Consider the following 18,346-nt stretch of genomic DNA (forward strand, 5'->3'; position numbering starts at 1 on the left):
TAGATGCCGTGACCCGGAGCGAAAGACCGCAGCGCTCGTGACGACGAGCGAGTCAGCCCCCTCCCTATCCCTCCCCCTGAACGGGGGAGGGGACATCTTCACGCGCTCGCCGCTATAGTCCCCTCGCCTCCTCGCTGGTCCCGCGGAAGCGTCATGTCCGTCTCGCCTGCCGATCTCGCCGGCCGCAGCGCCGGGCGCCACGCCCGCGTCTGGCGGCTGGCGGCTCCCATCATCCTGTCGGGCCTGTCGGTGCCGCTCCTGGGCGCCGTCGACACCGCCGTGGTCGGACGGCTGCCCGATGCCGCCTATATCGGCGGCGTGGCGCTGGGCGCCATGATCTTCGACTTCCTCTATTGGGGCTTCGGTTTCCTGCGCATGGCCACCAGCGGCTTCGCGGCGCAGGCCCATGGGGCAGGCGATGCAGTGGAGATGGCGGACACGCTCGACCGCAGCCTGATCCTGGCCTTCGCGCTGGGCGCCGCCATCTTGGCTCTGCAATGGCCGGCCGGCCGCCTCGCCTTCTCGCTCCTGAGCGGCAGCCCGGAGGTCGAGGCCCAGGCCCATCTCTATTTCACGATCCGTGTCTGGAGCGCGCCCGCCACGCTCGGGGTCTATGCGCTGCTGGGCTGGCTTCTCGGGCGCCAGCGGACCGACCTGGTGCTGGCGATCGAGCTCGCCCTCAACGCCACCAACATCCTGCTCGATCTCCTTTTCGTGCTGGGCTTCGGCTGGGGTGTGGCCGGCGTGGCAACGGCCTCGGTGCTGGCGGAATATGCGGCACTGGCGGCGGGGCTGGGGCTGATCGGACGGCTCGGCCACCGCTTCGCCTGGCGCCAGGCGCGGGTGCGGCTCTTCGCGCGCGACCGGCTGACGGCGCTGCTCAGCGTCAACGGCAACGTCTTCCTCCGCACCCTGTCGCTGGTCTTCGCCACGGCCCTGTTCACCGCGATCGGCGCCCGGCTCGGCGACGAGACGCTGGCGGCCAACGCCATTTTGATGAACTTCTTCGCCTTCATCTCCTACGGGCTCGACGGCTTCGCCCACACCGCCCAGGCGATGGTGGGTTCGGCGATCGGCGCCCGCAGCCGCCTGGCCTATCGCCAGGCGGTCCGGGACACGACGCTCTGGGCGGTCATCCTGGCCGCAGGGGCAGCCCTGCTGCTGGCCCTGGCCGGCTCCCGGCTGATCGAGCTCTACAGCGTCAACGAGGCCGTCCGCGGCACCGCCAAGGCCGCCCTGCCCTGGATGGTCGCCATGCCCCTGCTGGCGGTCTGGTGCTTCCAGCTCGACGGCATCTTCATCGGCGCCACCCGCAGCCGGGAGATGCGCAACGGCATGATCCTGGCGCTCCTGGGCGAGCTCGCCGCCCTCTGGATTCTGGTCCCCTTGTGGGGCAATCACGGGCTGTGGTTGTCTATGACCCTGTTTGTCGCCCTGCGCGGGATCACCCTCGGGCTCTGGCTGCCGCGCATCGAGCGTTCCCTGCCGCCCGAGGCCCGAACCAGCCCCTGAATCCGGACATGCCCTCCTTCGACATCGTTTCCAAGACCGAGCTCGCCGAGATCGACAACGCCCTCAACGGCATGACCCGCGAGATCGGCACGCGCTTCGACTTCAAGGGCTCGAAATCGACCGTCGAGCGCAAGGAGAACGCGATCACCATCTTCGCCGACGACGATCTCAAGCTGAAGCAGATGCAGGAGCTGCTGAAGGGCTATGTGACGCGGCGCAAGCTCGATGCCGGCTGCCTCGAGTTCAAGGACCCGGAGAAGGCCACCGGCAATGCCGTGCGCCAGCAGGTGCTGATCAAGCAGGGGATCGAGCAGGTCCTGGCCAAGAAGATCGTCAAGGCGATCAAGGACAGCAAGCTCAAGGTCCAGGCCTCGATCCAGGGCGACGAGCTCCGCGTCACCGGCAAGAAGCGCGACGATCTGCAGGAGGCGATCCAGCTGGTGCGCGGCCTCAAGATCGAGCAGCCGCTGCAATATGTGAACTTCCGCGACTAGCTTTCCACCCTCTCGAGGCCAAACACGAGGATCGCCGCCGATGCCGCCGAAGAAGAACCCGCTGGGCCTGAACCCGCTGCAGCTCAAGACCCTGACCCTGCTGCAGGCCATGGCCAAGCTCGACGATTACAGCCAGCCCGGCGAGACCGAAGGCGAGCGCACCATCATCGCGCTGCCCCACGCCCATGGCGACCACTTCCATCTGGGCGATGCCACCGTGCATGCGAGCGACGCCACCGGCCTCAACAACCAGGCGGTCTGGACCGTGCTGGAGCGCAAGGGGCTGGCCCGGACCAACTTCCCGCAATCGGCCACCATCACCGCCGAGGGCCTCGCCTACGATACCGGCATGGCGGACGAGATCCTGCATCACCACGCCCATCATTGACGTCTTCCTCCTCTCCACCCGCGAAGCGGGGGGAGAGGGTAGGGTGAGGGGGGACGTGCGGACAGACTCGGCATCGAAAGCCAATGCGCCATCGCCGCCCCCTCACCCTGCCCTCTCCCCCACGTTGTGGGGGAGAGGAAAGAAAAACGGTGACAGCAGCACATAGGGCAGATCGATGGGCGCCGGCGGTCAACCGCTCCTGGACCTCGCCGCCTACGTCGCGGATCTCGCCGTCACGTTCCCTGAGGCCGGGAGCCATGACACACCCTGGGCCATCATCGGCGATCTCGACCGCATCCTCCGCGCGCGCTTGGCGCGGATCGGCGCCGGCTACGAGGTCCAGGGCGAGATCGCGATTCATCACACGGCGGTGGTCGAGCCTCATGCCGTCCTCAAGCCGCCCTGCATCGTCGGCCCCGGCTGCCTCGTCGCCGCGCAAGCTTACTTGCGTGGCGGCGTGCTGCTGGGCGAGGGCGCGGTGGTGGGTCCCTCGGTCGAGGTGAAGACCTCGCTGCTGCTCGAGGATGCCCGCATCGCCCATCTGAGCTTCGTCGGCGATTCCATCCTCGGCAGCGGCGTGAACATCGAGGCCGGCGCCATGATCGCCAACCACCGCAACGAGCGGGCCGACAAGGCGATCCATGTGCGGATCGCGGGTGCCCGCCATCCGACCGGCGTCGAGAAGTTCGGCGCGCTCGTCGGCGACCGCAGCCGCATCGGCGCCAACGCGGTGCTGGCGCCCGGCACGATCCTCGCGCCCGACAGCATCGTGCCGCGGCTCGCCCTCGTCGATCAGGACGCGTGAGCCGCCACGCCTGCTATTGCGCGGCCTTGCTGTCGGCGCCGGCGACGTAGCCCTCGAGCCAGGGCGTGCGATAGCCGTCCTCGCGCCACAGGATCGGGAAGAAGCTCTCATCCATGGTGAGGTCGCCGACGCGCTTGTAGCGGTTATAGATGTAGCTGACCTGGCTCGGATGGAACTTCGCGTCGGCCGACATGCAATGCGTCACCGCCGAGCGGCGCGGGCGGGTCGCACGGTTGGTATCCGAGCCGTGCCAGGTGCCGCCGTGATGGAAGGCACAGCCGCCGGCCGGCACCTCGACGGGCACGAGATCGATCCTGTCGATGCCGACGGCGGCGGCGGCCTCCTTCAGCTCGCGGCGATAGTCGTCGGGCGCATGGAACTGCTTGATCGGCGGCGAGACCGGCCATTTGTGCGAACCGCGCACATATTCGATGGTGCCGCCCGCGGCCGAGGTCGGATCGAGCGCCATCCAGCAGGTCAGCATGAAGGGCGGATCGATCCAGCCGGTGTAGCTGTTGTCCTGGTGGAAGCCGAGCGGCTTCGCGCCGGGCGGCTTCCAGATGACATTGTCCTGCGCGATGCGGGCACCCGGCCAGCCGGCGAGCTGGGCGCAAAGCCGCCCCACCTCGGCGCGCAGCACAAGGCCCGCCACCGTGCGGTCCGACTTCCAGCCGTTGCAGATCTGCCGCGTGCGGTCGGCCGGATCGCGGCCCTCGCGCCAATTCCACTCGTCGGGATAGAGTCCGGTCTCGAACTGCCCGCGGAACAGCGGCTCGAACCGCGCCGCCACCCGCGCCACCTCGTCGGGCGCGACGAAGCGGTCGAGGATCAGGAACCCGTCCTCGGCAAAACGGCGGCGCTGCTCCTCGGTGAGCTGGATCATGCGGCTCTCATCCCCCTGCTCGATCCTGGCGGGCTCTCGACGGCGGTGCTGCGCGGGTCCGTCATGTTCTGGCCTTCAACCGACGCGGGGTGAGGAGGACTGATCTGATCCCCTCCCCCCTTGAGGGGGAGGGCTAGGGAGGGGGCTGCTCGGTATCTAACATCGCCTCATCCCCCTTCCTAACCTTCCCCCTCAAGGGGGGAAGGGACAAGGTTGTCGCTACATCACCCTGCCAACTCCAGCTCCTGCACCAGCCGCTCCGCCGCGGCGAGCCAGCATTCGTAATAATGCGCGGGATCCTCGCCGTCGCGCGCCACCTCCTCGATCAGGCGGCGTTGGAACTCGGGCCAGGGGAAGCGGCCCTGCTCCGCCAGCGCCACCACCAGCGCGAAGATTCGCGCCTGCCAGGGCGCGGTGAAGCGCGGGCCCTCGCCGTCGCCCGGCAGCGAGGCCAGCAGGGATTGGAGATCGGGCGCGGCGCTCATCGGGTTTCACTCAGCGGCCTCAGGCCGGCTCCAGATAGTCTTCCCAGAGATCGACATAAAGACTGTCGCCAACCGGCACCGCGCGGCCCCAGAGCGCCTGCTGCGAGAAGCGCACCGTGTAGCAATGCTGCGCCCTGTGGCCTTGATATTCCGAGTTGCTGTCGGGCAGGCCGAACACGCCCAGATCGCGGTGGACCACGCCCTCATGGCCGCGCACATAGCGCGGGAGGCGGGTATGGGTCTTCGGATGGATGTTGCGGACCCGGACCTTGGCACCCGCCGCGAAGCGAGGGGCGGCTTCCGCATCGTCGCGCCGGGTGGGAAAGCCGGCATGGATGGCGGGGGCGACGGCCTCGGGCCTGATCGCCGGGCCGGTTTCGACCTTGAGCGTCGCGTTCCCATCCGGCAGCACGCCGCGTTCGCGCAGCAGGGATTCGATCGCGATCAGCCATTTCTCGTAATAGGAGCTGTGCAGGTAAAGCTCGGGCGGGATGCGCTCGATCTCGCGGCGCAGGTGATCGTCGGTGAAGGGCACCGCGAAACCCACCGCCAGCGAGATCGCCAGCATGCGGCGCTCCCAATCGGCATGGAACACCGGCTCGTCGGCCTCACGCGTCACCGGCCCGAAGCCGTCCATCCCGCCCATGTCATGGATGCCGTCCATCCCGGGGCTCCTCAGACGGCCGCCGTGCCGACCATGCCGTCGCGCGTGACGAGATCCGCCAGCGCCGCCTCCGACAGACCGTCCGTGCCGTCGGGCCGGCGCGGCACCACCATGTAGCGGATCTCGGCGCTCGAATCCCAGACGCGGACCTCGGTCGCGGCCGGAACCTTCAACCCGAACTCCGCCAGCACGGCGCGCGGCTCCTTGACCACGCGCGAGCGATAGGCGGCGCTCTTGTACCAGACCGGCGGCAGCCCCAGCACCGGCCAGGGATAGCAGGAGCAGAGCGTGCAGACGATCACGTTATGGACGGAACCGGTATTCTCGACCGCCACCATGTTCTCGCCCTGCAGCCCGCTGAAGCCCAGCTCCCTGATCGCGGCCGTGGCGTTGGTCAGGAGCCGCTGCTTGTAGGCCGGATCGACCCAGGCGCGGGCGACGACGCGGGCGCCGTTCTTCGGCCCGATCCGCGTCTCGTATTCCTCGACGAAGCGATCGAGCGCCGCCGGATCCACCAGCCCCTTCTCGACGAGCAGGCTCTCCAGCGTCTTGACGCGCAGCGCCAAGCCCTTCTCCTCGGCATCGTGGTCGTGCCCGTGATCCTTGCTCATGGCCTCGCCCGTCGCAGATGAAGCTGCCGAACTATAGAAGTGCCCGGCCTGCCTTGGCAATTCGGCACGGCGCCCTTAGTCTCGGGAGGCGCGCTTGCACGGATTACGCATCAGGGGAAAGTAACAGACATGGCCGATCTCGATCTCTGCTTCACGCCGGCGACGGAGCTCGCCCACCGCATCCGCGAAGGGCGGCTGTCGCCGGTCCGGGTCGTCGAGAACAGCCTGGCGCGCATCGCCGAGGTCAATCCCAAGCTCAACTGCTTCTGCTTCACTTATCCCGACGAGGCGATGGAGAAGGCGAAGCAGGCCGAGCGCGCGGTCAAGCGCGGCGACAAGCTGGGGCTGCTCCATGGCGTGCCGATCGCGATCAAGGACCTGACGCCGACCAAGGGCAAGCGCACGACGCTGGGCTCCTATTGCTTCGAGAACTGGGTGCCCGACCGCAACGCGGTCATCGTCGACAAGCTCGAGGCCGCCGGCGCCATCATGGTCGGCAAGACCAACACGCCCGAGTTCGCCTATTCGAGCTTCACCGAGAGCCCGCTCTGGGGCATCACCCGCAACCCCTGGAATCCGGCGCGCGCACCGGGCGGCAGCTCCGGCGGATCGGGCGCCGCCGTCGCCTCGGGCTGCGTGCCGCTGGCGGAAGGCACCGACATGGGCGGCTCGGTGCGCATCCCCGCCGCCTGGTGCGGGACCGTGGGCTTGAAGCCCAGCCTCGGCCGCATCCCGATGGACATCCTGCCGAGCCTCTTCGACAACATCTCGCATTTCGGCCCGCTCGCCCGCACGATCGAGGATGCGCGCCTGTTCCTCAAGGTGGCGCAGGGCCCGGACGATATCGACATCCAGTCGATCGGCACGCCGCTCGACCTGGAAGGCCCGGTCTCCACCTCGGTCGAGGGCATGCGGCTCGCGCTCAATCTCGATCTCGGCTGCTATGCGATCGATCCCGAGACCGAGCGGCTGGTCCGGGGTGCCGTCAAGGCGCTGGAGAAGGCGGGCGCCAAGGTCGAGGAGGTCTCGATCTCCTGGAAGCGGCGCGTGGCGGACATGTGGGTCGAGTATTGGCAGGTCTTCATGGCCGCCTATTTCGGCCATTGCCTCGAGACCTATCGCGCCAAGATGGACCCGCTGGTGGTGGCGCTGATCGAGGCCGGCAACAAGATGCCAGCGGCGCATTACAAGCGGCTCGAGATCGAGCGCAGCGAGATGTGGAAGGGCTTCTACCCGATCCTGCAGAAATACGACGCCTTCCTCTGCCCCACCATGTCGCAGGCCGCGCCGCCGGTCGGGCGCACCGACAACGACTACTACGCCGACGCGGGCGACGGCCTCTATCACGGCCTCGACATGACCGGCCAGTTCAACCTGACCGCCCCCTGCCCCGCCCTCTCGGTGCCGGCCGGCTGGACCCAGGAGGGGCTGCCGGTAGGCTTGCAGATCGTGGGCCGGCGCTGGCGCGACGACACCGCGCTGCAGATCGGCGCCGCGCTGGAGCGGGTGCAGCCCTGGGCGGACAAGCGGCCGCCGATCTGACGGTCGCGCCTGCCAAGGCCGGGGCGAAGGGTTCGCTGCACTGCGGTAGCTCTCGCATTAACACATGCCGGAAACGCAGGGCATCACGTCTTTTCCACGGCTATCGCCATGTCCGCCCTCTCGCGGACATGAACGGCCCTTCACATAGGGAAAGGCCGGCTTACATAATGACCCACGGGGCAGAGAGCCGATATCGGCCCGCCCCGGAATCGCCTTTCGAATGGATTGGCCCGCCCGTTTGACGTCGTTGCCCCGCGTTGGCGTCGTTTGAACCCGCATGGAGGCCGTCATGAATGTCGAAACGATTCTGAAAACCAAGGGTCGCGATGTCGTCACCATGAGACCCGAGGCCACGCTCGCGGCCGCGGCGAAGGAGCTGCACCGGCGCGGCATCGGCGCCATCGTGGTGACCGACGACAAGGGAGGCGTCAGCGGCATCCTCTCCGAGCGCGACGTCGTCCATACGCTCGCCAAATCGGGACCCGAGAGCCTGGCGAATCCGATCGCGGAGGTGATGACGCACCGCGTTCACACCTGCCGGCTCGCCGACACCATCAACGACCTCATGGCCCTGATGACGGCTCAGCGCATCCGCCATCTCCCCGTGGTCGAGCAGGGCAAGCTCTGCGGCATCGTCAGCATCGGCGACGTGGTGAAATACCGGCTCGAGGAAGTCGAATTCGAAGCGGGCGCGCTGCGCGAATATGTGGCCACGGCCGGTTGAGCAGTGAAGCATCGTTGATTGGCGTGAGCCGCCGCCTGCGGAAGGCGGCGGTTCGTTTGTGAGCAGGGCGTCAAGGGGCTCGATGATCGTCACCGACAAGGAGACGGGGACCAATCTCGCGGAGATCGCCGAGGGCATCTTCCGCATCAACACGCCCATTCCGCCCAGCGCCTTCCCCGGCGGGTTCTCCTTCAACCAGTATCTGATCCTCGACGAGGAGCCGCTGCTGTTCCACACCGGTCCGCGCGCGATCTTTGCGCCGGTCACGGGCGCCATCGCCACCGTGATGCCGATCGAGCGGCTGCGCCATGTCGCCTTCTCCCATGTCGAGGCCGACGAATGCGGCACGCTCAACCAGCTCCTGGCGCTGGCGCCGCAGGCCCAGCCGCTCTGCGGCCAGATCGCCGCCATGGTCTCGATCGGCGATCTCGCCGACCGGCCGCCCACGGCGCTCAATGACGGCGAAACCCGGTCGTTGGGCCGGCACCAAGTGCGCTGGCTCGATGCCGCGCATCTGCCGCATGGCTGGGAATGCGGCTATCTCTTCGAGGAGACGACCCGGACCCTGCTCTGCGGCGATCTCTTCACCCAGCCGGGCATCGGCGAGGAACCCCTGACCCGCGGCGACATCCTCGGCCCCAGCGACGCCTTCCGCCGCCAGCTGGATTATTTCGCCCATTCGCCCCACAGCTCGAGCCTGCTGGCAAAGCTGGCCGCCACCCGGCCGCAGCGCCTGGCCTGCATGCATGGCAGCGCCTGGGAAGGCGACGGCGCGGCGCTCCTGGGCGCGCTCGGAGAGAGCCTGGCCCGCGCCGCCTGATCGCGCCAGGGGCAAGGGGAAGGCGGCTCGAAAAAACGAGCTGCCGATCGAGGTTCTTGCTCAAAGCTTGGAAGTTGAGCGTAGCGATCATATCGACATGGGTTGCCGGGGCCGCCGCGCCGGGCTATGCCAAGGCCGTCATTCCTTGTCGAAGCCCCGAGAACCCTCCATGACCGACGGCGGCAATGCGCGGACGGGCGGCCAGATCCTGGTCGATCAGCTCGCGATCCACGGCGTCTCCCATGTCTTCTGCGTGCCGGGCGAGAGCTATCTCGCGGCGCTCGACGCCTTCCATGACCATGGCGAAATCCGTCTCTATGCCTGCCGGCAGGAGGGCGGGGCCGCCAACATGGCCGAGGCCTATGGCAAGCTCACGGGGCGGCCCGGCATCTGCTTCGTGACGCGCGGACCCGGCGCCACCAACGCCTCGATCGGCGTCCATACCGCCTTCCAGGATTCGACGCCGATGATCCTCTTCATCGGCCAGGTCGCCCGCGATCAGGTCGAGCGCGAGGCCTTCCAGGAGATCGACTTCCGCCGCATGTTCGGGCCGATGGCGAAATGGGTCGCCGAGATCGACGATGCGCGGCGCATCCCCGAGCTGGTGAGCCAGGCCTTCCATCGCGCGGTCAATGGCCGGCCGGGGCCTGTCGTCATCGCGCTGCCGGAGGACATGCTGACCGACCGCGTCGCCGTGCCGGATGCCGGCCCCTACAAGCCGGTGCAGGCGCATCCCGGTGCCGGGGAGATCGCCGAGCTGCGCGCGCTGCTGGCGGCGGCGAAGCGGCCCTTTGTCCTCCTGGGCGGCGGCGGCTGGAATGCCGAAGCGGTTTCCGACATCCAGCGCTTCGCCGAGACCAACGCGCTCCCCGTCGGCTGCTCCTTCCGCTGCCAGGATCTCTTCGACAACCGCCATGCCAGCTATGCCGGCGATGTCGGCATCGGCATCAATCCCGCGCTGGCCAAGCGCATCAAGGAAAGCGATCTCCTGATCGTCGTGGGCGCGCGTCTGGGGGAAATGACGACCAGCGGCTATACGCTGATCGACATCCCGGTGCCGAAGCAGAAGCTGGTCCATATCCATCCGGGTGCGGAGGAGCTGGGCCGCGTCTATCAGGCGACCCTGCCGATCAACAGCGGCATGCCGGAAATCGCCGCGGCCCTGAAGGCGATGAAGCCGGTCGATCCGGCCTGGGCCGCGGGAACCCAGGCGGCCCGCGCCGATTATCTCGCCTGGACGAAGGCGCCGAAGAATGTCGGCGATCTGCAGATGGGCGAGGTGGTGGCCTGGCTCAACCAGCATCTGCCGGAGGACACGATCCTCTGCAACGGCGCCGGCAACTACGCGACCTGGCTGCACCGTTTCTTCCGCTATCGCGGCTTCCGCACCCAGCTCGCGCCGACGAACGGCGCCATGGGCTATGGTTTCCCGGCCGCGATCGCCGCCAAAGCCGTGGCACCGGGCCGCCCCGTGGTCTGCTTCGCCGGCGACGGCTGCTTCCTCATGACCGGCCAGGAGCTCGCCACCGCCGTGCAGTACGGGATCCCCGTCATCACGGTCGTGGTGAATAACGGGATGTACGGCACGATCCGCATGCACCAGGAGCGCCACTATCCGGCGCGCGTGATCGCCACCGACCTGCACAATCCCGATTTCGCGGCGCTCGCCCGTGCCTATGGCGCCCATGGCGAGACGGTGACGCGCACCGAGGAATTCGCCCCCGCCTTCGAACGCGCGCGGGCCTCGGGGCTTCCCGCCCTCGTCGAGCTCAGGATCGATCCCGAGGCGCTGACGGTGGCGCAGTCCCTGTCGCAGATCCGCGCGGCGGCGATGAAGAGGTAGCGATCGTACAGCACGTCATTCCCGCGAAAGCGGGAATCCATCGTCGGCCCGTGCTCTGCCCGTTCCATGGATCCCCGCTTTCGCGGGGATGACGATAGCGCGCTTCTCGCGTTGACCGCCTCCGCGTTTCCCTCTGTAATCGCCTTTCCTTCCCGCCTTCCCAAGGACCTCTCCCGCTCATGTTGCCGATCGATCCCGCGCGCAAGGACCTCGTCGAGGAGTTCCGGCGCCAGCCCTTCGGGCCGCACAGCCCGGATTTGCAGCTCATCCTCAACCGGCTCCGGGCCGAGCCGCTGGCCGGGCGCTATGCGCTGGTCGCGACCCGGCCGAAGCAGGAATGGATCATCGTCACCCTCTCGGGCGAGCGCGGGAAGCCGCCGGAGATCGTCTCCGAGACGCGCTACACCGATCCGGCCGCAGCCGAGTGGGCGATCTTCAAGCTGCGCTGGAAGCGGGCGACCGGCGAAACCCTGAGCGGCGAGGTGGAATCGTGACGCGCGACGCGCGGGGCCTGCCGACCCGCACCCTCCTGGGATATGCCGACCGCTGGAGTGCGGCCCCCGGCGACAGGCTCTCCTTCATGGTCTCGAGCTTCGGGCCCGAGCGCTACCGCGCCGAGCTGGTGCGGCTTTCGGGCGATGTCGCGGCCCCCGGCCATAACGAGCGCGTCATCCCGAACGAGGCCAATCGCGACTATCCGGCGCGCCGGCAGGAGATCCATGCCGGCTCCTATGCCGAGATCGCCGACAGCGCCGCGCTGCAGCGGCTGCAGAGCTTCACCCTGGCCCTCTTTGCCTGGCCGACCACGCCGGCCCGCGGCCGCCAGGCGCTCACCGCCAAATGGGACGAGGCCAAGCGCGCCGGCTTCCTGCTCGCGATCGGCGCCGACGGCACGCTGACGCTGGAGCTGGGCGATCGCGAGGGCCGCACCGCCACGGTCTCGAGCAAGGCGAAGCTCCTGGCGCGCGAATGGTACTGGATCGCCGCCAGCTACGACGCGGCCAGCGGCAACGTCACGCTGCAGCAGCAGCCCCTTTCCCACTACGCCAAGGCCGACGACCGCGCCTCCGTCGCCGCGAAGGTCCAGCTCGGCGCGCTCGCCTTCGACAACGGCAAGCCGCTCACCTTCGCCGCCGCGATCGAGATGGCGTCCGACCGCCGGCCGCGCGCCATCCTGCGCTATAACGGCAAGATCGAGGCGCCGCGGCTGGCCACACGGGCACTGCATCCCGAGGAGATCGAGCAGCTTCGCGGGCCCGACCTGCCGGCACGGCTGCGCCCCGACCTGATCGGATTCTGGGATTTCTCGCGCGCGATCTCCTCCACGCGGATCGAGGACCTCTCCGACGCGCGCCATCAGGGCACCGCCCGCAACCTGCCGACGCGCGCCATGAAGGGCCATCACTGGAACGGCCGCGAGCGCGACTGGACCCAGGCGCCCCAACATTACGGCGCGATCCATTTCCACGAGAACGATCTCTACGACGCCGGCTGGCAGAAGGATTTCGAGCTGTCCCTGCCCAAGGACCTGCCGAGCGGCATCTATGCGATGCGGCTCACGGCGGGCGAGGAGATCGAGCGCATCCCCTTCTTCGTGCGCGCCGCCGTGGCCCCCGACAAGCCGCGCGCGCTGTTCCTGCTGCCGACCTGCAGCTACATGGCCTATATCAACGAGCGGCAGAGCTTCGACGGCTATCTCGGCGAGCAGGGCTCGGGCCACGCGGCGGGGCTGGGGGCCGAGGATCTCTTCCTCAACCAGCATCGCGAATACGGCTATTCCTTCTACGACACGCATGAGGACGGCTCGGGCGTGTCGATCTCCTCGCGCCTGCGGCCCACGCTCAATGTCCGGCCCGGCCATTCCACGAGCTGGGTCGGTCCCGCCGGCACCGGCCCCTGGCAGTTCGCGGCCGATCTCGACATCCTCGAATGGCTGGAGACGCAGGGCTTCGCCTATGACATCGCGACCGACGAGGACCTGCATCGCGAAGGGCTCTCGCTCCTCTCGCGCTATCCGGTGGTGCTGACGGGCTCGCACCCCGAATATCATTCGACCCAGATGCTCGACGCTCTGCAGGGCTATCTGCAGCGCGGCGGCAGGCTGATGTATCTCGGCGCCAACGGCTTCTATTGGCGCATCGCCTTCCATCCCGAGCTGTCGGGCGTGATCGAGCTGCGGCGCACCGAGGACGGCGTGCGCGACTGGCAGGCCGAGCCCGGCGAATATGTGATGAGCTTCACCGGCGAATATGGCGGCCTGTGGCGGCGTATCGGCCGGCCGCCGCAGATGCTGGCCGGCGTTGGTTTCGTGGCGCAGGGCTTCGACGTCTCCTCCCATTACCGCCGCCGCCCCGGCAGCTTCGATCCGCGCGCCGCCTTCATCTTCGAAGGCATCGGGAAGGACGAGACGATCGGCGATTTCGGCCGCGTCGGCGGCGGGGCCGCGGGCCTCGAGCTCGATGCGGTCGACCGGCTGCTGGGCTCGCCGCCCCATACGCTGGTGCTCGCCGCCTCCGAGAACCATTCGAACGTCTATCTGATGGTGCCCGAGGAGGTGACCAGCACGATCCCGGCGGTCTCGGGCGTCGACTGCCCGAGCGTACGTGCCGAGCTCGCCTTCTTCGAGACGCCCAACGGCGGCGCCGTGTTCTCCACGGGCTCCATCGCCTGGGCCGGCGCGCTCAACCATGAGGACGGGAAGAACAACGTCTCCCGCCTCACGGGGAACGTGCTGCGGCGATTTTTGGAGCCGACTCCCTTTTAGTACCTGAGCCTGTAGCACCCCTCCCCCTACCCCCTCCCGCGGGGCTTGATGTTTATCGTTCCTCTCCTCTACTTCCGCGGGAGGGACTTGATGTTTGTTATTTCTCGCCCCCTCCCCTTGCGGGAGGGGGCAGGGGGAGGGGGCCGCTCGATCGCGCCTTGTGCTAGCGTGGTGCCCGCCGCGCAACAACCCGGGTTCCCGCTTGCAGCTCGAAACGATCTTCCCCCTCTGGGCCGATCTGAGGCGCTATCAGCGCGACTGGCTGACGCGCGATGTCACGGCCGGGCTCGGGATCGCCGCCATCGCCATCCCGATCGGCATCGCCTATCCCGCGATCATGGGGCTGCCGCCCGCGTCCGGGCTTTACGCCACCATCTTCCCGCTCGTCGCCTATGCGCTGTTCGGCCCCTCGCGCCTGCTGGTCATCGGCCCCGACACCGCGACCTGCACGGTGGTCGCCTCCTCCCTGATTCAGCTCGATATCGCCGCGACCGACCAGCGCCTGGCGCTGGCCACCTCCTTTGCCGTGCTGGTGGGGCTGCTCTGCCTGCTGGCGGCCAAGCTGCGGTTGGGCTTCATCGCCAATTTCCTCTCCTATCCGATCCTGGTCGGTTACCTCGGCGGCGTCGCGCTGTCGCTCCTGGCCGGACAGATCGCGTCGATCACCGGCCTGCCGATCGCGAGCCACGGTTTCGTGCGTCCCTTCGTCGAGTTGGCCCAGCGCGTGGGCGAGGTTCATGGGCCGACGCTGCTGCTGGGGCTCGGGCTCTTCATCCTGCTGCGCCTCCTGCGCCATGTCGCGCCGCGCCTTCCCGGCCCCCTGATCGCGGTCATCCTCGGCATCGCGCTGTCGGCGCTTTTGGGTCTGTCGCAAAGGGGCGTCGCCCTGGTCGGCGAGATCCCGACCGGCCTGCCGGCGATGCACCTGCCCGACCTGCATAACCTCGCCTCGGACAATGTCGTGCTCGGCGCCATCGGCATCCTGCTGGTGAGCTTCAGCAGCGGCATCGTCACGGCCCGCAGCTTCGCCGCGCGGAACAATTACCGCGTCGACGCGGACCAGGAGCTGGTGGGATTCGGCGCCGCGAACATCGCCTCGGGCCTGTTCGGCGGCTTCCCCGTGACGGGTGCCGATTCGCGCACGGCCATCAACGAGGCGCTGCGCGGCCGCACACAGCTCGCAGGCATCGTCGCCGCGGTGGCACTCGCCATCACGCTGCTCTTCCTCACCAGCCTGCTCGCCTATCTGCCGCATGCGGCCCTCGGCGCCGTGCTCGCTTCGGCCGCCATCGACCTGTTCGACGTCCGGGCCTTGCGGCGGATCTGGCGGATCAGCCCGCTCGAGTTCAGCTTCGCGGCGATCGCGATCCTCGGCGTCGTCGCCTTCGGTGTCCTCCAGGGCGTCGTCGTCGCCATCGTCGCGACGCTGATCTGGCTGGTGGGCGCCGCGGCACGGCCGCGCGACGCGCTGCTCGGCCGCATCGCCGGCCGCGACGGCTTCTACAAGCTGCATCGCCATCCCGAGGCCGAGGCGGTCCGCGGCATGGTCCTCTATCTGCTCGAGGGGCCGGTCATCTTCTTCAACAGCGACCATCTGCAGGCCCGCATCCGCTGGCTGATCGCCCGGGCGCCGGTCGAGACGCAATATTTCGTGCTCGATGGCAGCGCCATGAATTTCGTCGACGGAACCGGCGCCATCGCGCTCGGCGAGATCGCCGGGGAGCTCGCCCATCGCGGCGTCAAGTTCGCGGTGGCCGACCTGCATTGGAAGCCGTATGAGCTCCTGGAACGCGCCGGGTTCTTCGCCCAGATCGGCGAGGAGCATGTCTTCGACCAGCTCGAGGAGGCGGTGCGGGCGTTGGCCGAGAAAGCAGCAAAGCCGCCGGCTTGAGCTTGGGCTCTAGCCCCAGCGCCAGAAGTCGCGGCCTTCCTTGGCGAGCTCCTGCGACAGCACCATGCGATGGACCTCGGAGGCGCCGTCCACGAGGCGCGCCTGGCGGGCGTAGCGGTAGATCCATTCCAGGATCGTGTCCTTGGAATAGCCCTTGGCGCCGCAGAGCTGGATCGCGGTGTCGACCGACTTGTGCAGCAGGTCGGCCACCGCGACCTTCGCCATCGAGACCTCCTTGCGCGCCTTGCCGGTGCGGTCGAGCTGCCAGGCGGCCTTCATGGTGAGGAGCCGGCCGATCTCGATCTCCATGGCGGCGGCGCCCAGCATCATCTGCACCGATTCATGGTCCTTGAGCGCGGCGCCGAAGGCCTGGCGCTCGGCCACATAGGCGCCCGCGATCTCGAGCGCGCGCTTGGAAAGGCCGAGCCAGCGCATGCAGTGGGTGAGCCGCGCGGTGTTGAGCCGGATCTGCGTCGCCTTGAGCCCCTCGCCCACCTCCATCAGGCGGTTCTCGTCGGGGATCTCGAGCCCGTCATACTCGATCTCGCAATGACCGCCATGCTCCTCGGGACCCATGATCGGGATGCGGCGCAGGATGCGCCAGCCCGGATCCTTGGCGTGATGCAGGAACGCCGTGAGGCCGCGGCGCGGATCGTCCGAGGTACGCGCGATCAGGATGAAATGCTGGGCGCCCTCGGCGCCGGTGATGAACCATTTGCGGCCGCGCACGATCCAGCGGTCGCCCTTCTTCTCGGCGCGGGTCAGCATCATGCCGCCGGGATCGGAGCCCGAGCCGGGCGCCGGCTCCGTCATCACGAAGGAGGAGCGCAGCCTGCCCTCGATGATGGGCTTGAGCCATCTCTCCTTCTGGTCGGGCCGCGCCACCTTCTCCAGGAGGATCATGTTGCCGTCGTCGGGCGGCGCGCAATTGAACGCCACGGCACCGAAGATCGAGCGGCCCATCTCCTCGTAGCAGGCGGCCATGCCCGTGACCGGCAGCCCCTGGCCGCCCAGCGCTTTCGGCATCTGCAGCGCCCAGAGCCCCTCCGCCCGCGCCTTCTGGCGCAAGGCCGCCAAGCGGTCCTCGCGGATGTTCTCATGCTCGTCATAGGCCGTCGGATCCGCCTCGACCGGGAGGACATGCGTCTCGACGAAAGCGCGGATGCGGCGGCGGTAATCCTCGATCTCGGGGCTGAGCGAGAAATCCATCAATCGGTTTCCTGACAGTGACAGAGGGGAATGGCGGACGGGCGGTGGCAGCAGCGGATGATAGCAAGCTGGCGGGAGCGCAGCGACCTGCCTAATCTGGCGCGAAACGTCTCAGGCAGGATCGGGCATCGGACATGGCCGCGACCGACGAGCATCGCATCGACCCCGGCCGCAGCATCGATTGGAGCCGCTCGAGCGCCGACTATGCGCGCCATCGCCAGGGGCCGCCGGAAAGCTTCTTCGCGAAGCTCCAGGCGCTGGGGATCGGCCTGCCCGGCCAGCGCCTGCTCGATCTCGGCACCGGGACCGGCCTGATCGCGCGCCGGCTGGCGCGGCAGGGCGCCCGGGTCGCGGGCATCGACATTGCCGCAGGACAATTGGCGGAGGCGCGCCGTCTCGCCGCCGCGGAAGGACTCCCGGTCGAGTTCCGCGAGGCCCCGGCCGAGGACCCGCCCTTCGCCGATGCCAGCTTCGATGCCGTCACCGCCAACCAATGCTGGCTTTATTTCGACAAGGCGCGGCTCCTGCCGCGGCTGCGCCGCCTGCTGGCGCCGGGCGGCCTCATCATGGTCAGCCATTTCTCCTGGCTGCCGCGCGCGGACCCGATCGCGGCCGCGACCGAGGCCATCGTGCTCAAGCACAATCCCGTCTGGACCGGCGGCGATTGGGACGGAGCGGTGGCGCTGCCGCCGGCCTGGATGACGCCCGACCTCGAGATTCGCGGCTTCTTCCTCTATGACGAGGCGATCCCCTACACCGCCGAGGGCTGGCGCGGCCGCATCCGCGCCTGCCGCGGGGTCGGCGCCTCGCTCGAGCCCGAGGCGGTCGCGGCGGTCGATCGCGATCTCGCGGCCTGGCTCGCCGCCCATGCCGGGGAACGGTTCGCGGTGCGGCACCGCCTGGACGCGACGATCCTGGCCTTTCGAGCCTCCTGACCAGGCCGGCAACCGCCGATCGCCTCTGTCACCAAACTGGCACAAAACCGGCTATGATGGCGCTCTTCCAGAGGAGGCCCCCCATGGATTCGCCCACCTTCGAGATCGCCTATCGCCCGTCGACCGAAGCCGAGCGCTTCGTCGAGGCGCCCTTGGTGGTGGCGAACGAAGAGACGCTGCGGGGCTATGGCAATCTCGTCGACGCGTTCGACGCGCAGAAGATCGAGATCGTGCGTTGGCCGGCCCAAGGCTGGCGGCCGGTGGACAAGAATTCCGGCGACCAGGGCGGCACCACCGAGGGGATGTTCGAGTTCTGGTGGCGCGACGGCGCGCTCCAGGCGACCAACGAGGCGGTCGGCGACAGCTATGTCTTCGGCTGGAGCGATTTTCCCGGCAAGCTGGCGGTGCGCAAGAACAGCCCGCGCGAGCGCGCCCTCATCTGGCGCGCCAACTACCATCCCGACGGCGGCCAGCTTTTCTTCCCCATCGACCGTGAGCCCTTCATCGCGCCGCTGGCCCTGCCCGGCGACGACGTGACGCCCGACAAGTTCGTCGCCTTCTGGTGCGACGGCACGAAGGGCCTCTATATCCACCCGAACATCTGGCATGCCGCGGTCGTGCCGCTCGCCGACCATGCCCGCTTCCGCGACCGGCAGGGCAAGGTCCATGCCCGCGTCTCGGTCGATTTCGTCAAGGAGTTCGGCTGCTTCCTCGCCGCGCCGATGCGGCAGCCGGGCGGAGCCGAGGCGAAGACCCGCTGAAACCCTTCTTCGCGC

General features: G+C 68.4%; 18 protein-coding genes. 13 read left to right on the forward strand and 5 right to left on the reverse strand.

Going from position 1 to position 18,346, the window contains the following annotated elements; all coding sequences use genetic code 11:
• Positions 1–153 precede the first annotated feature (153 nt).
• The 4 genes from FRZ61_RS20215 (at position 154) to FRZ61_RS20230 (ending at position 3,199) form a co-directional block, all read left to right on the forward strand.
• Entirely contained in the window at positions 154–1,512 is a 1,359-nt protein-coding gene (locus tag FRZ61_RS20215; RefSeq protein WP_151119426.1) for an MATE family efflux transporter, read from the forward strand.
• 8 nt (positions 1,513–1,520) lie between these two features.
• Entirely contained in the window at positions 1,521–2,006 is a 486-nt protein-coding gene (locus FRZ61_RS20220; RefSeq protein WP_151119427.1) for a YajQ family cyclic di-GMP-binding protein, read from the forward strand.
• 40 nt (positions 2,007–2,046) lie between these two features.
• On the forward strand, positions 2,047–2,394 hold the full coding sequence (locus tag FRZ61_RS20225; protein ID WP_151119428.1) for a hypothetical protein: 348 nt from the start codon (positions 2,047–2,049) through the stop codon (positions 2,392–2,394).
• Between the two features lie 175 nt (positions 2,395–2,569).
• Positions 2,570–3,199, forward strand: coding sequence for an LbetaH domain-containing protein (locus FRZ61_RS20230; protein WP_151119429.1), 630 nt, complete (start codon positions 2,570–2,572; stop codon positions 3,197–3,199).
• A gap of 13 nt (positions 3,200–3,212) precedes the next feature.
• Here FRZ61_RS20230 and FRZ61_RS20235 read toward each other — a convergent pair whose 3' ends face one another.
• The 4 genes from FRZ61_RS20235 to nthA all read right to left on the reverse strand — a co-directional run bounded on the left by FRZ61_RS20235 (position 3,213) and on the right by nthA (position 5,842).
• Positions 3,213–4,082 carry a phytanoyl-CoA dioxygenase family protein gene (locus FRZ61_RS20235; protein WP_151119430.1) on the reverse strand — a complete coding sequence of 290 codons (870 nt, stop codon included), beginning with the start codon at positions 4,080–4,082 and terminating at the stop codon, positions 3,213–3,215.
• Positions 4,083–4,306: 224 nt separating this feature from the next.
• Positions 4,307–4,567: a nitrile hydratase accessory protein gene (locus tag FRZ61_RS20240; RefSeq protein WP_151119431.1), complete on the reverse strand. Its 261-nt coding sequence runs from the start codon at positions 4,565–4,567 to the stop codon at positions 4,307–4,309.
• A 19-nt stretch (positions 4,568–4,586) separates the two neighbouring features.
• Positions 4,587–5,231, reverse strand: coding sequence for a nitrile hydratase subunit beta (gene nthB, locus FRZ61_RS20245; RefSeq protein WP_151119432.1), 645 nt, complete (start codon positions 5,229–5,231; stop codon positions 4,587–4,589).
• A gap of 11 nt (positions 5,232–5,242) precedes the next feature.
• Positions 5,243–5,842: a nitrile hydratase subunit alpha gene (nthA, locus tag FRZ61_RS20250; RefSeq protein WP_151119433.1), complete on the reverse strand. Its 600-nt coding sequence runs from the start codon at positions 5,840–5,842 to the stop codon at positions 5,243–5,245.
• A 129-nt stretch (positions 5,843–5,971) separates the two neighbouring features.
• Here nthA and FRZ61_RS20255 point away from each other — a divergent pair, with 129 nt between their 5' ends.
• The 7 genes from FRZ61_RS20255 (at position 5,972) to FRZ61_RS20285 (ending at position 15,426) form a co-directional block, all read left to right on the forward strand.
• Complete coding sequence (locus tag FRZ61_RS20255; protein WP_151119434.1) at positions 5,972–7,384, forward strand: amidase; 1,413 nt, start codon at positions 5,972–5,974, stop codon at positions 7,382–7,384.
• A 289-nt stretch (positions 7,385–7,673) separates the two neighbouring features.
• Positions 7,674–8,108: a CBS domain-containing protein gene (locus FRZ61_RS20260; protein ID WP_151119435.1), complete on the forward strand. Its 435-nt coding sequence runs from the start codon at positions 7,674–7,676 to the stop codon at positions 8,106–8,108.
• Between the two features lie 82 nt (positions 8,109–8,190).
• Positions 8,191–8,928 (forward strand): oxygen-binding di-iron domain-containing protein, encoded by a 738-nt coding sequence (locus tag FRZ61_RS20265; protein WP_151119436.1) that lies wholly within the window; start codon positions 8,191–8,193, stop codon positions 8,926–8,928.
• Between the two features lie 169 nt (positions 8,929–9,097).
• Positions 9,098–10,771, forward strand: coding sequence for a thiamine pyrophosphate-binding protein (locus tag FRZ61_RS20270; protein WP_151119437.1), 1,674 nt, complete (start codon positions 9,098–9,100; stop codon positions 10,769–10,771).
• A 179-nt stretch (positions 10,772–10,950) separates the two neighbouring features.
• Positions 10,951–11,265: a hypothetical protein gene (locus tag FRZ61_RS20275; RefSeq protein WP_151119438.1), complete on the forward strand. Its 315-nt coding sequence runs from the start codon at positions 10,951–10,953 to the stop codon at positions 11,263–11,265.
• On the forward strand, positions 11,262–13,535 hold the full coding sequence (locus tag FRZ61_RS20280) for a N,N-dimethylformamidase beta subunit family domain-containing protein (RefSeq protein ID WP_191909122.1): 2,274 nt from the start codon (positions 11,262–11,264) through the stop codon (positions 13,533–13,535). The genes FRZ61_RS20275 and FRZ61_RS20280 overlap by 4 nt, the downstream gene beginning before the upstream one ends.
• Positions 13,536–13,737: 202 nt before the next feature.
• Positions 13,738–15,426 carry a SulP family inorganic anion transporter gene (locus FRZ61_RS20285; protein WP_151119440.1) on the forward strand — a complete coding sequence of 563 codons (1,689 nt, stop codon included), beginning with the start codon at positions 13,738–13,740 and terminating at the stop codon, positions 15,424–15,426.
• Positions 15,427–15,435: 9 nt separating this feature from the next.
• Here the strand turns inward: FRZ61_RS20285 and FRZ61_RS20290 are convergent, their stop codons facing one another.
• On the reverse strand, positions 15,436–16,635 hold the full coding sequence (locus FRZ61_RS20290; RefSeq protein WP_151119441.1) for an acyl-CoA dehydrogenase family protein: 1,200 nt from the start codon (positions 16,633–16,635) through the stop codon (positions 15,436–15,438).
• Between the two features lie 134 nt (positions 16,636–16,769).
• On the opposite strand from FRZ61_RS20290, the gene FRZ61_RS20295 reads away from it, so the two are divergent.
• Together FRZ61_RS20295 and FRZ61_RS20300 are read left to right on the forward strand one after the other, a co-directional pair.
• Positions 16,770–17,570, forward strand: coding sequence for a class I SAM-dependent methyltransferase (locus FRZ61_RS20295; RefSeq protein WP_151119442.1), 801 nt, complete (start codon positions 16,770–16,772; stop codon positions 17,568–17,570).
• 83 nt (positions 17,571–17,653) lie between these two features.
• Positions 17,654–18,331, forward strand: a complete 678-nt coding sequence (locus FRZ61_RS20300; protein ID WP_151119443.1) for an ureidoglycolate lyase — start codon at positions 17,654–17,656, stop codon at positions 18,329–18,331.
• The last annotated feature ends 15 nt before the right edge of the window (positions 18,332–18,346 follow it).

Origin of the sequence: Hypericibacter adhaerens, assembly GCF_008728835.1 — a bacterium.
GTDB lineage: Bacteria > Pseudomonadota > Alphaproteobacteria > Dongiales > Dongiaceae > Hypericibacter > Hypericibacter adhaerens.

Coding starts and splice junctions, on each gene's coding strand:
- FRZ61_RS20215 (WP_151119426.1), top strand. CDS start 154: ATGTCCGTCTCGCCTGCCGATCTCGCCGGCCGCAGCGCCGGGCGCCAC.
- FRZ61_RS20220 (WP_151119427.1), top strand. CDS start 1,521: ATGCCCTCCTTCGACATCGTTTCCAAGACCGAGCTCGCCGAGATCGAC.
- FRZ61_RS20225 (WP_151119428.1), top strand. CDS start 2,047: ATGCCGCCGAAGAAGAACCCGCTGGGCCTGAACCCGCTGCAGCTCAAG.
- FRZ61_RS20230 (WP_151119429.1), top strand. CDS start 2,570: ATGGGCGCCGGCGGTCAACCGCTCCTGGACCTCGCCGCCTACGTCGCG.
- FRZ61_RS20235 (WP_151119430.1), bottom strand. CDS start 4,082: ATGATCCAGCTCACCGAGGAGCAGCGCCGCCGTTTTGCCGAGGACGGG.
- FRZ61_RS20240 (WP_151119431.1), bottom strand. CDS start 4,567: ATGAGCGCCGCGCCCGATCTCCAATCCCTGCTGGCCTCGCTGCCGGGC.
- nthB (WP_151119432.1), bottom strand. CDS start 5,231: ATGGACGGCATCCATGACATGGGCGGGATGGACGGCTTCGGGCCGGTG.
- nthA (WP_151119433.1), bottom strand. CDS start 5,842: ATGAGCAAGGATCACGGGCACGACCACGATGCCGAGGAGAAGGGCTTG.
- FRZ61_RS20255 (WP_151119434.1), top strand. CDS start 5,972: ATGGCCGATCTCGATCTCTGCTTCACGCCGGCGACGGAGCTCGCCCAC.
- FRZ61_RS20260 (WP_151119435.1), top strand. CDS start 7,674: ATGAATGTCGAAACGATTCTGAAAACCAAGGGTCGCGATGTCGTCACC.
- FRZ61_RS20265 (WP_151119436.1), top strand. CDS start 8,191: ATGATCGTCACCGACAAGGAGACGGGGACCAATCTCGCGGAGATCGCC.
- FRZ61_RS20270 (WP_151119437.1), top strand. CDS start 9,098: ATGACCGACGGCGGCAATGCGCGGACGGGCGGCCAGATCCTGGTCGAT.
- FRZ61_RS20275 (WP_151119438.1), top strand. CDS start 10,951: ATGTTGCCGATCGATCCCGCGCGCAAGGACCTCGTCGAGGAGTTCCGG.
- FRZ61_RS20290 (WP_151119441.1), bottom strand. CDS start 16,635: ATGGATTTCTCGCTCAGCCCCGAGATCGAGGATTACCGCCGCCGCATC.
- FRZ61_RS20295 (WP_151119442.1), top strand. CDS start 16,770: ATGGCCGCGACCGACGAGCATCGCATCGACCCCGGCCGCAGCATCGAT.
- FRZ61_RS20300 (WP_151119443.1), top strand. CDS start 17,654: ATGGATTCGCCCACCTTCGAGATCGCCTATCGCCCGTCGACCGAAGCC.